Origin of the sequence: Leptotrichia sp. oral taxon 223, from assembly GCF_013394795.1 — a bacterium.
Taxonomy (GTDB): Bacteria; Fusobacteriota; Fusobacteriia; order Fusobacteriales; family Leptotrichiaceae; genus Leptotrichia.
Window position 1 is genome coordinate 33244 of record NZ_JABXYU010000001.1, and the last position, 15388, is coordinate 48631.

Genomic DNA, 15388 nt, shown 5'->3' on the forward strand with positions numbered 1-15388 from the left:
GTTTTCAACTGACTTAATTTATCACTAAGCCTTCTAGTAATATTTTTTACATCTGTACTAAAACCAATTAAATAAATTAAGTTAAATAAAAGAAAAATATATTTTTTCATTAATATGCACCTCTATCTTTCGTTCCATGTTGTCTTATTTTATCCCATCTAAAAACTCCTTCTTCCTATCCACATTCTCCTTAAATTCGCCACTATAAAATGAAGTTCTAGTCACAGAACCAATTTTATTAACTCCTCTCATTTCAATGCACATGTGTCGTGCCTCAACCACTACAGCAACTCCCAATGGATTCAATATCTCTATTAATTTTTTTGCAATATTTACAGTGATTTCCTCCTGAACACTTAATTTTCTTGAAATAAATTCCACAAGTCTTGGTATCTTGCTAAGTCCAATAACTTTATTATCTCTCGGAATATAAGCAACATGCACCTTTCCAAAAAATGGTAGCATATGATGCTCACACATTGAAAAAAATGGTATTTCCTTTACAAGCACCATTTCCTGCGAATCGCCTAAATCTACATCAAATAATTTATAATTTTCAAAATCATCTACACTTTTTGTACTCAGAATCTCATTATACATTTTTGCAACTCTTTTAGGAGTCTCAACAAGCCCTTCCCTATTTACATCTTCACCAATATTTATTAAAATTTCACGTACTGCATTTTCAATATTTTTTAATCTCGTTTCTTTATCTATACTTTTGCTTTTTTTCATTTTCTTAACCTTTCTTTTTTTGATTTTATGGTAGAAGTATTCCGACAATTCTATTTTGATAAATTTTTTTTTACTGTAGGAAAACTTAATTAAAGTTATTAGACCATTAGAAACCACCAATTCAACAACCTAAATTTTTATATTTCCACAAGGGCTAATACCCTTTGTTCTAGAAAATATTTGTTTAAATATATGTGTGTTTCGTATTGATATTAATGATATATAATATTATATAATATATAGAGTCCGATAATTTAATTGACAATTTTAAAAAATATAAGAGGGTGTTTCATAAGTCAAAAATAATTTTACTAACATAAATATTATATATTTCTAAAAATCAACAGATATTATTTTTATTGATTTTATAAATATAGTAAAATATATAAAATTTATGATTTAGTAATTTTATTTACTTTATGAGACAGCCCTTTTTATTATAATTCGAAAACTTTAATCTGATACAATACTAAACTCCATTAAAAAAATAGAAATTATATTTTTTATTATTTACTAACAAGAAATTTTAGTCCCTCGTAAAAAAATTTATAATTAATCTGTTATTCAAATGAGTTATTAATTTTATAATTATTAGTATTTTCAAATTTTTTCGATTTTTTGATCTCCTGCCTCAACTAATTCATCTATTTTTTGTACAATTTCTTCTTTTTCAAAATATTCTCCATCATAAATTTCAATCAATGGAACTAATACAAATAATCTATTCAATATTTCCTTATGTGGAACTATCAAATCAGGTTCGTTAATTTTTTTATCTGAAAAAATCAAAATATCAATGTCAATCGTTCTTGGACCCCATCTAATTTCCCTTTTTCTATCTAGTTCCGCTTCAATTTTATTTATAATTTTTAAGATTTCTCTTGCTGAAAAATCAGTTTCAATCTTAATTACTGCATTTAAAAATAAATCCTGTTCCAAATATCCAACAGGAGTTGTTTCATATAATCCCGATTTTTTCAATAATTCAATTCCTTCAGTTCTTTCAATTGCTTCAATAGCTTTTTGAATGTATTCTTCTCTTTCTCCAATATTACTGCCCAAACTTAAATAAACTTTGTTTTTAGCCTTTTTTATTTTATTCATTTTCTGCTCCTGCCTAATCTTTTATCTGAATTTCAACACTGTCAAAAATTCCATTAATTGGAACCGCCAATTTTCGTATATTTACTTGCACATATTCAATTTTTTGATTCAATTTTTTCATTTCTTTTATAATATCCAAAGCCAATGTTTCCAGCAAATCCACTCTGCTTGTTTTAACAATTTTCTCTATTTTTCTATAACAGTCCCCATAGCTTAATGTACTGCTTATATCATCATTCTTAATGATTTCCTTTGAAAGTGAAATGATTAAATCAATTTCAATGTTTTGCCCAATTTTTTTTTCTTCCTCATAAACGCCTATATATGAATGAAATTTCATATTATTAATCTTTATTTTATACAATTGCATCTCCTTCGTTTCTATTTAAAGTTTACGTATATTTTATCATATAAAATCTTAAAAATAAATAGTGCTCGGGTAAAAAGAAAAGAGCATAAAGCTGTCATCTTATGCCCTTAATATAAAAATTATAATTTTTCTACTAAATCTTTCAAATAATCTTTTACCCTGTCCTTCAATTCTTCGTGTCTTAATCCAAATTCAACATTTGCAATAAACATTCCAAATTTATCTCCAGTATCGTATCTTAGTCCATCAAAATTATACGCATACAATTTTTCACCATCGTTCTTCATTGCCAAGATTGCATCTGTCAATTGAATTTCTCCGCCTTTTCCAGGTTTTGTCCTTTTTAAATATGAAAAAATTTCAGGTTCCAACACATATCGCCCTAATGCGGCAAGATTGCTTGGAGCTTCATCAACTGAAGGCTTTTCGATAAAATCTTCCACCTCCACTGTTTTTTCATCAATTTGTTTTAACGGCTTTATTATCCCGTATTTTGAAACATTCTGATGAGGAACTTCCTGTACTCCTAAAATTGTACCGTTCTGCAATTCACTGTATTTTTCTACAAGCTGTTTTGTAACGGGATTCTGCCCTTTTTTCTTGTCTGTATAAATAATATCATCTCCCAGAAGCACAACAAATGGCTCATCCCCTACAAATGCTTCTGCACAGCTTATTGCATGTCCCAATCCCAGCGGCTTTTTCTGACGCACGTAATAAATATTTGACATTTCAGAAATATTGTTTACTACTTTCAGCAAGTCTTCTTTTCCTTTTTCCTCTAATGTTTTTTCCAGTTCATAAGAATAATCAAAATGATTTTCAATTGAACCTTTATTTCTTCCGGTAATAATTAATATTTCTTCTATTCCCGCTTCAACCAGTTCTTCCACAAGATACTGCAATGCAGGTTTATCAACAATTACAAGCATTTCTTTGGGCTGTGCCTTTGTTGCTGGCAAAACTCTTGTTCCAAGTCCTGCTGCCGGTATAACAGCTTTTCTTATTTTTTTTATACTCATATTTAATTTCCCTCCTGATATATGCTCAAACTATCATAAAATTCAACTGACAAGATAACATAAACCTAAAGTTAGTAGTTTTTAAATTCAGTTTTAGAATTTTTATATATAATTAGTTATTCTAATATATGTGCCCTTCATCAGAATAAGTTACTTTTGTTGAAGCTAATGGAGCAAATAAATTTATTTTCTCAAAATAATCTTTTGCTTTTGAATTGGCTACTAACTGATATTTCTTAGTTTTCAAGTCATATTCATATTTCCCAATTATAATGATACTTTTTTCATCTGGAAACTGGATATAGAAACGTACAATTTCCTTGTCTGGAAGCGGTGTTTTTCCTAAGTTTCTTGTATCAATTCCTGTAAAGAAATTTTTATAGTCATTAAATTTTTTGTAAAAATCCTTTTTAAAGTCATCATTTGACGTTGCTGGGCTAACTTTTATCACAACACCTACATTTGCATTATAATCTTCATCTTCAATGGTGTAATATGCCATTTTTATTTTGTCCCTGTCACAAAAAATATCATCTGTCCGCTTTTCAGATTGTATCTTTTTTATAACTCTATCTAAAAAAGTATCAGGATTAGCTGCAAAATTACAAGTATCACTAAATCCCTGTATCCCGACTAAAAACAAAAGTGAGAATATTAATTTTTTCATTTTATCTACATCCTTTCAATATATGCTTGAACTATTTTGAAATCTAACTAAAACAAATTAAGAATTAAATAAAATAACTTTTAAATCCAATTCTAAATTAGTTTTTTTATATAATTTCAATTTTATATAATTATATCATAATTTTTTAAATAATACATCAACATTTTTTGATTTTATTTAATAAATTTTCACATAAAATATTATTTTTCTTATCTTCTAAACAATTAAAATTTTTATTTTAAAAGCGCTTTCTTTCTTTTTTCAAATTCTTCCTGAGTTATAACCCCTTCATCCAGCAATTTTTTAAATTTAATCAGCTCATCAGCAATCGAAGACTAATTTAACAGTTTTTTCAACTTTTCAAACTCCCCATATCGAATCATTCACAGCATTTACAAATGAATAAGCGTTCTTTTCAATATATTTGTCTCATATCTATATTTTCCTTTCTCACAATCATTTTATCTATAAATCTTCTTCAAACTTAATTTGTGAAAAACAGTCAAACCGATATTTTTTGTTCAACTTAAAAATAGTATTACTATAATTGTACTATGTTTTTTTAAATTAAGCAAAACTTTTTTTGTACCTTTTAAGGAACTTTATAAAATGTTTTATTTGTAAATTTTTTAAAAAAGACTTGTAACTAAACCCTTTAAAATCTATATTTTTTTGATATTTTTATTTTTATATAAATATTTTTAAAAATTTTTGTTGCTTTTTAGGAACAAAAGAGGTATAATATACTAAAATAAATTAATTTAATTTGAACTATAAAATCATAACCATCCTGCTTATACCCCATAAATTCAAAAATTATAAAAACATTGGAGGACTATCCTATGAATATTGGCAAACGATTAAAAGAATTACGTAAAAATAATAAATTATCAATGGACACTTTAGTTGAAAAACTAAATAAAGAATACAATTTACGTATAACCAAAAGTATGGTATCCCGTTGGGAAAACAACTTATCAGAACCCAGCAGCAAATTTGTCACTGCATACGCAAAGTTTTTTAATGTTGATTTAAATTACCTGGCCGGCATAACAAATTTTGATTCTCATAATAAATATAATGCTGCTTCTCACGGAAATTTGATTCCTGTTGAAATAACCGAAATCCCAATGTATGGCAAAGCCAGCGCAGGAACAGGCTACATCAATCTTTCCGAAGAAATTGGAAGCTATTCCATACCAAAAGATATTTATAAAAATGGACTTTTTGCCATAAAAGTTTCTGGCGACAGCATGAACGGCTTTGATAAGAGTATTCCGGATGATTCAATTGCCATTGTTGATCCTGAACTGTGCACTAACCCAATAAGTCTAAATGGTAAAGTCTGTGTATTTGAATACAATGATGAAACATACATAAAGCAATTAATAATAGATAAGCAGGGAATTATTAGATTACATTCATTTAATCCCGATTATGATGATATTATTATTTTAAATACTGAATTACTATATTGCAAAGGGCGAGTAATCAGAACTTTTGTAGAAAATCAATGGTGAAAAAGTAAAATACATTTAAACTAGAGGAGGAATAAAAAATGACATTAGTTAAAGAAGCTATTTCCGCAGTTATTGATGAAAATGGAAATTTTAATTTTGAAAAAGATAGAGCAACTTATTTTAAGGAAGTAAAAACATACAGTCTGGATAAACTAAACAAGGAAGTGCAAAAATACAATCTTTCAAACGATGAACGAGTAGAAAAACTAAGCAAATGGGAAAAGATTCAATATATTAAATGCCTCATTTCTGACTCGTTTGTTTATACTAATAACGGCACTATTACCAACGAAGCCAGAAAAAAATTGTTAATTTCACTTAACAAAGTATTCTTCAAAACATTGGAAATATATAAATCCAAAAAACAAAAAAATACAGTTTAAATAATCCATTTAGTTTATTATTTCTAGTTTTAAGAAGTGTTCAAATCCATTAACTATAAATTTTTTTATAAAAAAGTTGCAATTTTATAAAAAATACATTATAATAAGCGATATAAAATTTTGAAAGGAGAATCTTTTTTAATGTTTAAAGAATTTAAGGAATTTATCTCTAAAGGAAATGTAATGGATTTAGCAGTTGGAGTTATAATCGGTGCTGCTTTTGGCAAAATAGTAACTTCACTGGTTGATGATATAATTATGCCAATTATTGGAATTATTTTAGGAAAAATTGATTTTTCAAACTTAAAAATTATTATTACACCCGCTACAGAAACAGCTCCAGAAGCTGCAGTAAAATATGGATTATTTATCCAAAACGTAGTTAATTTCTTAATCATGGCATTTGTTATTTTTTTAATGGTAAAATTTGTAAATAAATTAAGAAAACCCGCATCAAAAGCAGTTGAAGAAGTTACTGAGGCTATACCTACAAAAGAGGAAACATTATTAGCTGAAATTAGAGATATTTTAAAAAATAAGTAATTTAAATTTCAAAAGTTAATGTAAATTCATGAGATGCTGTTAATGTATCTCTTTTTTTGTTACTAATACTAACTCCCATTTAAAAATATGTTTTTTCTTTTTTAATAAATTCGTTATTTAAATGGGGTTTAATATTAATACAAAAAAAGACAGCAAAACCTAAGTTCCACTGCCCTTTCATCCTTTTTTCTTTTAAGTTCCTAACTCAAACATCTGTTACATTTTAGTTGTTAAAGTTCCTCACTTTTCCATGATTCTTTATTCTAGTAAATAGCTCTAAATCCTATTCCACCTCTTATATTGTTGCCTTTAGTGTCATATCCTCCATTTACTGTTACTCCAAATCTTGTGTTGTCAACTCCAATGTTCAAGTCAAACTTACCATTTCCTTTTCTATCCTCCTTTTCTCCTCTGATTCCAAACCAGTCTGCGCTTGTGTATCTTACTCTTCCTCTGTTATTCACATCTCCAACTTTCCCTAGTTCATTTTCATAGGCTGCTGTAAGTCCCACTGTCAGATTTGTTCTCACTGCAAGTGGCTGTACATATCTGAATTCCATTCCGACTTCCGGCTTAACTGAGAAGTAGTCGTTCCCTTTTACTTCCAGTCTCATTTCCCCTCTGTCTTCCTTGATGTCATTGAATCTTCCGTATTCCATCTTCAATGCTCCATATGGACGTAAATGTGTTCTTTCGCTCATTCTTACGTCATATCCCAAGTCTGTCTTTAATGCCGCTCCATAAGAATGATAGTCAGATTTTGCCTGGAATACGTCATCTACAACCAGGTATCTACGTTTCATATCATTGATACCTACGAATACATCTCCGCCAATTGTCCATTGCAATGCTCCATTGTAATCTTTCTTAGGTGACATTGTCTTAAAGATTCCTGCTTTAAGCTGAGTTTGATTTTCCCTTGAATGTCCTATATCCTTGAACTTGAATCTGTTGGTTACAGCTCCTGCATACCATCCGCTTGAGTTACCCATCTTGATTTTTTCATCTTCATGAACATACGCTACACCGTAGGCGTTACTTGTATAGTCTATGATTCCAGCAGTGTCAGTGTTGTACTCATCTCTTGCGCCAAATACTTTAATCTTGTTGTTTTGCTTAGATGGATTTCTCCAGTCGTGTTTCAAGTATCTGAATTCCTTGTCCAATATATTTCCAGTTGCATTGATTCTTTGTTGAAGGTTTCCATATTGATGTCCCATCATTTCATCAAAAGCTTGATATAACAACACTTCTTCGTTATTTCCTATTCCATTTAATTTTTGGAATAATTGATTTTCTCTTGAACCTAAGGCTTCCACTCCATATCTTTGTTCCAATCCATCCAAGAAGTTATATGTATCTGTACTGTTTACTGGTGTTGTTTCTTTTCCTGCCCAGTCTGTATATGGTATTTTAGCCATATATAGACTTGTTATTACTCCATTTGAATCCAATGTTGGAGTCGCTATCCATCCTATTGAGCCTGAATATACATTCCACTTGATATTTGGATTGTTTAACATTGCTCTTCTATATGGATTTATTATGTTAGGATCATTTACTAAAATGTATTTGCTAGTTGTTGATTCTGCAGCTTCAGATCCAATAATTAAATCTGCTTCACTTGTCAAATTTTGCAATCCATCTATTGATTTTGTATAGTTAACTCCTGAAGTATTTACATATAATCCAATACTAGATGCTGATACAGATATTGGATTTTTTGCCATTGTATTTACAACTACTGGTGTTTGAGGTACTCCATTTAAAGTAATTGTGGCAGTCGAGGCTCCCGCAGGTGCATCAATTTTTACTCCTCCCACTCCTTTTCCTGTTGCAGGCACTGTATATTCATAAATTGTATCTTCATCTTTTGTGCTTCCATTTACTTTTATAGTTCCGTAGTTTGCCACTGTTCCACCTTTTAAGTAAACTCCCACACCGTTTTTCGCATTTATGTCGATAGTCGCACCTTTATTATTTATCAATTTTGAATTTTTTCCAAGATATACTCCAACTGTATTTGTGTAAGTTCCTGAACCTGTTGTAATTGAGTTATTGTTTATTGCAGTTGCTCCATTATCAGCATAGATACCTGTTGTGTTACTTGCGTTCAATACGATATTTCCGTCATTTGTCGCTGTACTTCCCGCACCACTTGCATACATACCGATACTATGTTTCCCGTTTACATTAATTGTTCCTTTATTTATTATATTACCTGTATCAGTTGTTTCATATCCTGCACCCATACCTATTGAGTACAGAGGAGCTGGATTACCGCTACTGTCAACAGCTGAAATATCTGATTCTCCTACTGTGATTGTTCCATTGTTTGTTGCAGTTCCACCTTTAATACTGTAAACTGCCACATTTCCTGAACCACTTGAAAAATCAATGTTTCCATTATTTGTTACTGTTCCAGCTGAATAAATACCGTAGTTTTGTCCTCCTGTAGAAGCTATATTTGTAGAGTTTGTTACTGTTCCTGATGTATCACTCGAATACACATATACATTCTTGTCTCCTAGTCCTACATTTGAAATTTTAGAATTTATTGTATTTCCTGTCCCAACATTTACAAATCCAAATGAATTGTTTCCTATATTAAATGCAGTTCCACTATTTGTAACAGTCTGTCCGCTTCCTACTGTGTAAACTCCAACTGCCTCGTCTGTTCCTGTTGTTATTGTTCCACCTGTCAAATTTACATTTCCATTTTGAGAATATATTCCAATTGCTGCATTTCCTATCTTCAAGTTACCTGAATTTTCTGCATTATATCCATAAATTCCAATTGTATTATTTCCAGAATCTATTGTTCCAGTATTTTCAAGTGTTACAGTATTATGGTCGGTGTAAAGTCCAACGTTAGGGCTAGTAATTGAAGCTGAATCTCCCAATGTTATTGTTCCACTGTTCTTAGCTGTATATCCTGGCGTTCCAGTTGCATACATTGCCGTATTTCTATCACCTGTCATAGTGATTTTTCCTGTATTTTCCAATATTACCCCTGGAGAAAGTGCCGCATCTGGTTTGTAAGAAATTGCAACTGAATCATTTCCTGCTGATTCTATTGATCCTGGATTGTTTATTGCCTGTGTTGTAGAACCTTCTGAATACAATCCTGTTGAATTAGAACCTATTGTAATCTTACCTGCATTTTCAATCAATGAATCATCAATACCATAAATAGCAGTTGATTTGTCACCAATTGTCATAGTTCCTGTTGCCTTGTTGTATAATTCTCCAAATTTAGCATACATTCCAGTAGATCCTGCACCACTTAAGTTAATTGTTCCTTCATTTGACAAGACAACCTTGTTTCTTGCATACAGACCCCTGTTATTTTCCTGAGCCATTGCAACCTGATTAGCCTGTGTTCCTGTAATAGTCTTAGTATTTGCATTCGTTATTGACGAATTTGAAATTTCAAGCTGATTGTATGCGTCGTTGGCATCATCCAAGTTTACATCCTGATTAATTGTAAGTTTACTTAAGTACAGCATAAATGTCTTATAGTCAGTTCCATTTATATGTGCTCCTGTAGCTTTTGAGACGGCATCTCCTGTTGTATCAGACAAGTCCATTCCAACATTTTGAGCGATAAACAGTCTTGAACCTTTATTCATATTTAGGGTTAGATTTCCTAAAGTTGTACTTGTTCCATCTCCGAAGTTATGTTTTGCCCATCCTTCAATCTGAGTTTTTCCAAAGTTACCACCATTTCCTACATAATAGAAGGCATTTCCTCTGGTATTAGGAGTAGTTCCACCTTCAATTGTCGCATTCATCTTTCCATCTATCGCAACTTTTCCTGTACCATCTTCACCAAGATAGAATAGTAATGATTTTTGCCCTGTAGTTGCTGTTCCTGTTCCTTTTAAGGTTATAGTTGAATTTTTATCAGCATCATAGTTTACCGCTCCCTCGTACGCTTTTACAGTATGATCCTTAAGTTCTACTTTTGAACCTTCTCCAGCATACACTCCGATAGACTGTTCACCTTTTACATTGGCATCAATATTTGCATATGTTGTTGTTCCTCCCACAGTTTTTCCTACAAATTTTGAACCTTTTCCTACAATAAGTCCGTAAGAACCTTTTTTGACTTTAGTTTTCCCATCAGAAGCTGTATATTCATACACTCCGGCAGAACCGCCTGCACCATCATTTACCGTGATTGTACCACCTGTAGCAGTCACATCCGCTGTATTGGTGTTATTATCTCCAACAATCGCCCCAGCAATTCCCGCTGCTCCTGTAACCGTAGTGCTTCCACCGTAAGTCAATGTACCATTTGTAACCAATACTCCTGTTGAGTTAGTACCACTTACTGTGATTTTACTGTTTGAACCAAGTGTTCCAGTCGGATTGGCAGTTCCTTTAATCATATATACACCAACGTTAGTCGAAACTCCTGTACCTTTTAATTCAATTTCACCTTCATTTTCAAGTTTTCCACCACTTGTTGCCATACCAATCCCATTAATGATTGTCTTGCCACTGGTAGTCCCTATTTTCTTTCCAGCATTATTAACAACGTCTGCATTTATTCCAACCATTCCTATTGATGAATCGCCATCTAAATTGATTGTTCCGTTATTTATTGCTTTAGGTGTCCCGTTTGCATCTGTTGATACTGACCCTTTACCTACTCTCATAGCTATATTTTGTCTTTTTTCAGTACTGCTGACATTAATTGTTCCAGCCGCATCATTTGTTATATCATCAGCGGCATTCGCAATCAAAACCATACCGGTATTACCTTTACCACCAGAAACATTTATTATTCCATTATTTTTTACTCTTCCTTGATATGCTCTTATTGCACTAGCATTACTGTAACTAGAATCTTCTATAACTGCAATTCCTGATGACAATGAATTTACTGGATTATTCTTAGAATCAACTCCTGCATCCCCACTTACATTAAGTATTCCAGTATTTTCCATCGTACTATTAGGTGCTACACGTGAAGACCATTTCATACCATAGCTCGCTGTACCACCTATATTCATCTTATTTGTATTTGCAACTTCTACAAGCGAAGGTGAACCGGGAGCGTAAACTTGAATTCCTATTGATTTTTCACCACCAAAATCAATTGTTCCATTATTTGTTAATACATATTTACTATTAACTCTTCTATCGTTATTCTCATAAGTTAATATTATACCAATTTTGTATCCTGTATACCCAGTAGCAGTTCTATTTATATCAACAGTTGTCCCACCTAGTAATGGTGCAAGAGTTAATGGCGCAGAAGCTCCTTTGGCTAATCCACCAATAGTTGCAAGCGTCGTTTCAGAAGCATCTGTTATTGTTCCTGTATTAACCATTTCTCTTTTACTTCCATTTGGCCCGTAATATGTATCTGTTTGAACTTCAAATCCCACTGTCAAAGGCCCAACCAAATTAACTGTTGCCTTGTTATCAAGTTTAATATCTGTATTTGCGGGTGCATTATCCATTGTAGCTGCCCGAGAACCACCAACTAAGAAAGTTTGTGCATTATATCCTCTTCCCGCATTTCTTTCAGATTGTTTTTGAGTTTCATTAAGTGGATTTTCTGAATTAACTGTTAAATTAGTTGTTAAATTGTAATTTGTTTCTGTATCAAAGTATGATTTTAATAAAACACTTCCTGTATTAGACCAAGAATGTCTTAATGACGGATGACCATCTCTAAGTCTTCCTTTAGTACCAGGAGCATTAGCTAAAACCGAAAAAGCATTAAGATCAAAATCATAATTATAAGCTCCACCATCTACACCGCTTCCACAATCTGCCATATAATTACAGTAAGAACCTAGTTGTATATTAAAAGTCGGTGGTGATGGTAATTTTGGCAATTCTGGCAACCCAATAACCGGTTTTGGTGGTGTAAAGCTAATTGCTTCTGGTAATGTTGGTGTAATCGCACTTTTTGCTGCTATTACAATTGGCGATTTATTTATATTTCTTGGACGTATTCCTGCACGTACTTCAAAAGGTATAATTGGCTCTTTTACCGATTTTACACTGGCTATACCGTATCCTTTTGCTGAACCTGAAGCAAAATTTGCTTTTCTATTTTTATCTAATAGTCCATAGTTACTACTGTCTGGCGATATTGCTCTTTCATAAATATTCGAACTTCTTTCAAATACCCCTTCATAAGGATATTTTTCTTTTTTATCTCCTCTTCCTTTGTAAGTTCCATTCCAATTATTATTAAAATAATTAATTCCATATTGCCAACTGCTCCAAGGTGATTTTACAACATGATCTCCTTGTTCCATTAGTTGAATAAGTTCAAGATTTGTATTTTTTAATAGTTTGTTGTTTTCTCTTCTTGTTTCTTTAACCTTTTGATGCATACCTTTTATTGAAGATGAAATCTCCTGTTTCTGATTTTCTATGTTTTTGTCTGTTGTTGCTGAAAACAAATTACTTGTAATTGATACTATTCCTGTCATTAAAAATGTAACTAATGCAGAATCTGTATATTTAAAATCTTTTGTTCTTTTTGCAAACGCTCTCAAATCCTGCGAAACTTTTCTAAGATTATTTGTCATTTTGTTTTACACTCCTTTTGTTAAATAATATTTCTATAATTTTAAAATCCTTTTATTTCCAAAAAAATTTATTATTCCACACATTTAACAAACACAAAATTTGCTAAATAACCAATTTTGAACTCCTTTTATTTCATTAAACATGTGTATTTTAAAAAAAACTTTTTTAAAATGTTAAATTGTTTTTTTATTATACACATTTAAAAATAATATATTTGATAAAAATACTTAATCATATTGCATAAATTCAAATTTTTAATAAAACATCTCTATAAATTATTATGTTTTCACTATCATTTTGCTTTGAAAAACATTTAAAGTTTTTTTATTGTTAATAAAAAATTTTGAAAATTCGTTACAATATATTGTATCAAAAACAATAAAAAAATACAAGTTATATTTTAAAAATATTTAACTTTTTTACTTAAAATTTATTTACAGAAATATTAAAGTTAATTTTCAAATTATCTTATAATCAATTTCCTCTAATTTCAAACCAATAAAACTAAACAATCTTTGAAGTTAAATAATATAGTCATAATTTTCAAATTTAACTTTATAAAAAAATCGCTGTCTTTTAAAACAACGATTAATTAAGAATTTTAATTTTTGATCAAAACAATATATTTTATTTTTTCATTTCTTTTAATAATTCCCTCAATGTCTCAGAATCTGCCCTTGGTTCATTAATCACCCTTTTCCAAATCTTGCTGCCACGTACGTTGTGAAATAATCCGTGTGTGTGCATTAGGAATAGATGTGGACGAAGATTTTGTTTTTCCATATTTTCGACGTAATGAATCATTTTTTCTATAATTTCCTTACGGGTGATATTTATTTCTTTTCCATAATATTTACCAAATTCAGTTAAAATCATAGGATTGTCGTAAATTTCACGTCCTAACATTGCAGAATCCACGTATTTCAAATGCTCGTCAATTTCTTTGACACTTTTAATTCCACCATTAATTTCTATGTGTAAATCTGGATTTTCATTTTTTACACGGTAAACTTCATCATATCTAAGTGGCGGAACGCTTCTGTTCTGTTTTGGATCAAGTCCTGCCAGTATTGCTATCCGTGCGTGAATTATATATTTGTTCACTCCAGTATTTTTAGTAATATTAATAAAGTTCATCATATCTTCATATTTATCCAGCAATGTCCGTTCAAAAGTATCAGGAAGTATATTTTTCCCATCAATCCCAATTCTATGTTTTATAGATACAGGCTTGCCTGTTGCATCTTTCATTGCCTTCACAATATTTGCCACTTCTTTCGGAAATGCCATAAGATAAGCACCCATCATATTTCCTGAAACTCTGTTAGACGGACAGCCAACATTTAGATTGATTTCATCATAATTATATTTTTCAGCAATTTTTATCGCCTCATATGCTTCTTTCGGATTAGTTGCCGCAATTTGCAGCACTATTGGATGTTCTTCCACTTCATCAAATCCTAAAATATACTCCAGATCTCCATTTAAAATAGCCTGTGCTGTTATCATTTCCGTATACAGCAAAACATCTTTATTTATCATTCTCACAAAATTTCTAAAATTCCTGTCTGTTCTGTCTACCATCGGAGCTATGCTTATCTTATTTCCCACGACATTTCCTTTCATACATTTTTTATTATTTCAATTTATCTTGCCTTATAATATTTCATTGCTTCAGGCAAGAATTTTCTGGCCGCTTCAATTCTGTGCTTTCCAGACGGATGTGTCGACAAAATTTCCGCTCTCTTTCCTGCGCCTATCGAATCCATTCTTTCAAGAGCTGTAATTGCTTCAGACGGATTATATCCAGCCATTGCCATGAATATCATTCCGTATTTGTCCGCCTCATATTCCTGAGTTCTGTTAAATTTCAAAAGAGTAATGGAAAGTCCGCTTGAAACAAGGGAAGATACAGCATTTCCACCTGTTACGGCATCTGTTACAGTAGCAGCAATTCCAGCAAGAGCCTTGTTGCTTGAGGCTTCCGCATGGTGTCCCCCGATAACATGTCCAATTTCATGTCCCATTACAAACGCAATTCCCGCATCAGTATTTAGAATCGGCAATATTCCAGTATAAAAGGCAATTTTACCACCTGGCATAGCAAACGCATTTATCTCGTTAGTTCTTATCAAATTAAATTCCCATTGTAAATCTGAAACTTTTTTTGACATTCCATTTTCATTCAGATATTGCTCCACCGCTGACGAAATTCTTCCTCCAATTCTTCTCAATCTCTGTCCATCCGCCGTGTTATTTGCAAGCAGCCCCTTTGCATTTGCCTGCTGGATAAGCTGTCTATAAGCAGAAACTGAACTTTCTGCCACACTTTTATCACTCACAAGTTTAAGCTGTCTTCTCCCTGTAAGCGGTGCTACTGTACAGCTGGCAACCATTCCTAAAGCTGTCACAAAAAACAATATTTTTAAGTTCTTTTTCATAATTAATCCTCTCCTCTCTGTATTCTTATTTTATAAATTATT

General features: G+C 31.4%; 12 protein-coding genes. 3 read left to right on the top strand and 9 right to left on the bottom strand.

Annotated features, from left to right (window positions below; all coding sequences use genetic code 11):
• Positions 1-144 precede the first annotated feature (144 nt).
• From folE to HW275_RS00210, 6 genes are all read right to left on the bottom strand, one after another.
• Entirely contained in the window at positions 145-735 is a 591-nt protein-coding gene (folE, locus tag HW275_RS00185; RefSeq protein ID WP_178934208.1) for a GTP cyclohydrolase I FolE, read from the bottom strand.
• Between the two features lie 600 nt (positions 736-1335).
• Positions 1336-1839, bottom strand: coding sequence for a 2-amino-4-hydroxy-6-hydroxymethyldihydropteridine diphosphokinase (gene folK / locus HW275_RS00190; protein WP_178934209.1), 504 nt, complete (start codon positions 1837-1839; stop codon positions 1336-1338).
• Between the two features lie 13 nt (positions 1840-1852).
• On the bottom strand, positions 1853-2203 hold the full coding sequence (gene folB, locus HW275_RS00195) for a dihydroneopterin aldolase (protein WP_178934211.1): 351 nt from the start codon (positions 2201-2203) through the stop codon (positions 1853-1855).
• Between the two features lie 125 nt (positions 2204-2328).
• On the bottom strand, positions 2329-3231 hold the full coding sequence (galU, locus tag HW275_RS00200; RefSeq protein ID WP_218975067.1) for a UTP--glucose-1-phosphate uridylyltransferase GalU: 903 nt from the start codon (positions 3229-3231) through the stop codon (positions 2329-2331).
• A 121-nt stretch (positions 3232-3352) separates the two neighbouring features.
• Positions 3353-3898, bottom strand: a complete 546-nt coding sequence (locus HW275_RS00205) for a hypothetical protein (RefSeq protein WP_178934212.1) — start codon at positions 3896-3898, stop codon at positions 3353-3355.
• 233 nt (positions 3899-4131) lie between these two features.
• Positions 4132-4227: an SHOCT domain-containing protein gene (locus HW275_RS00210; RefSeq protein WP_178936374.1), complete on the bottom strand. Its 96-nt coding sequence runs from the start codon at positions 4225-4227 to the stop codon at positions 4132-4134.
• A 513-nt stretch (positions 4228-4740) separates the two neighbouring features.
• On the opposite strand from HW275_RS00210, the gene HW275_RS00215 reads away from it, so the two are divergent.
• The 3 genes from HW275_RS00215 to mscL all read left to right on the top strand — a co-directional run bounded on the left by HW275_RS00215 (position 4741) and on the right by mscL (position 6344).
• Positions 4741-5418, top strand: a complete 678-nt coding sequence (locus HW275_RS00215) for an XRE family transcriptional regulator (RefSeq protein ID WP_178934213.1) — start codon at positions 4741-4743, stop codon at positions 5416-5418.
• Positions 5419-5456: 38 nt separating this feature from the next.
• Complete coding sequence (locus tag HW275_RS00220) at positions 5457-5801, top strand: hypothetical protein (protein ID WP_178934214.1); 345 nt, start codon at positions 5457-5459, stop codon at positions 5799-5801.
• A 141-nt stretch (positions 5802-5942) separates the two neighbouring features.
• Positions 5943-6344, top strand: a complete 402-nt coding sequence (gene mscL / locus HW275_RS00225; RefSeq protein WP_178934215.1) for a large-conductance mechanosensitive channel protein MscL — start codon at positions 5943-5945, stop codon at positions 6342-6344.
• Between the two features lie 263 nt (positions 6345-6607).
• On the opposite strand, the gene HW275_RS00230 is transcribed toward mscL, so the two are convergent.
• The 3 genes from HW275_RS00230 to HW275_RS00240 all read right to left on the bottom strand — a co-directional run bounded on the left by HW275_RS00230 (position 6608) and on the right by HW275_RS00240 (position 15346).
• Complete coding sequence (locus tag HW275_RS00230) at positions 6608-12904, bottom strand: autotransporter-associated N-terminal domain-containing protein (protein ID WP_178934217.1); 6297 nt, start codon at positions 12902-12904, stop codon at positions 6608-6610.
• A 628-nt stretch (positions 12905-13532) separates the two neighbouring features.
• Positions 13533-14531, bottom strand: a complete 999-nt coding sequence (gene dusA, locus HW275_RS00235; protein WP_178934218.1) for a tRNA dihydrouridine(20/20a) synthase DusA — start codon at positions 14529-14531, stop codon at positions 13533-13535.
• Between the two features lie 20 nt (positions 14532-14551).
• Positions 14552-15346 carry a M48 family metallopeptidase gene (locus HW275_RS00240; RefSeq protein ID WP_178934219.1) on the bottom strand — a complete coding sequence of 265 codons (795 nt, stop codon included), beginning with the start codon at positions 15344-15346 and terminating at the stop codon, positions 14552-14554.
• Positions 15347-15388: the final 42 nt, after the last annotated feature.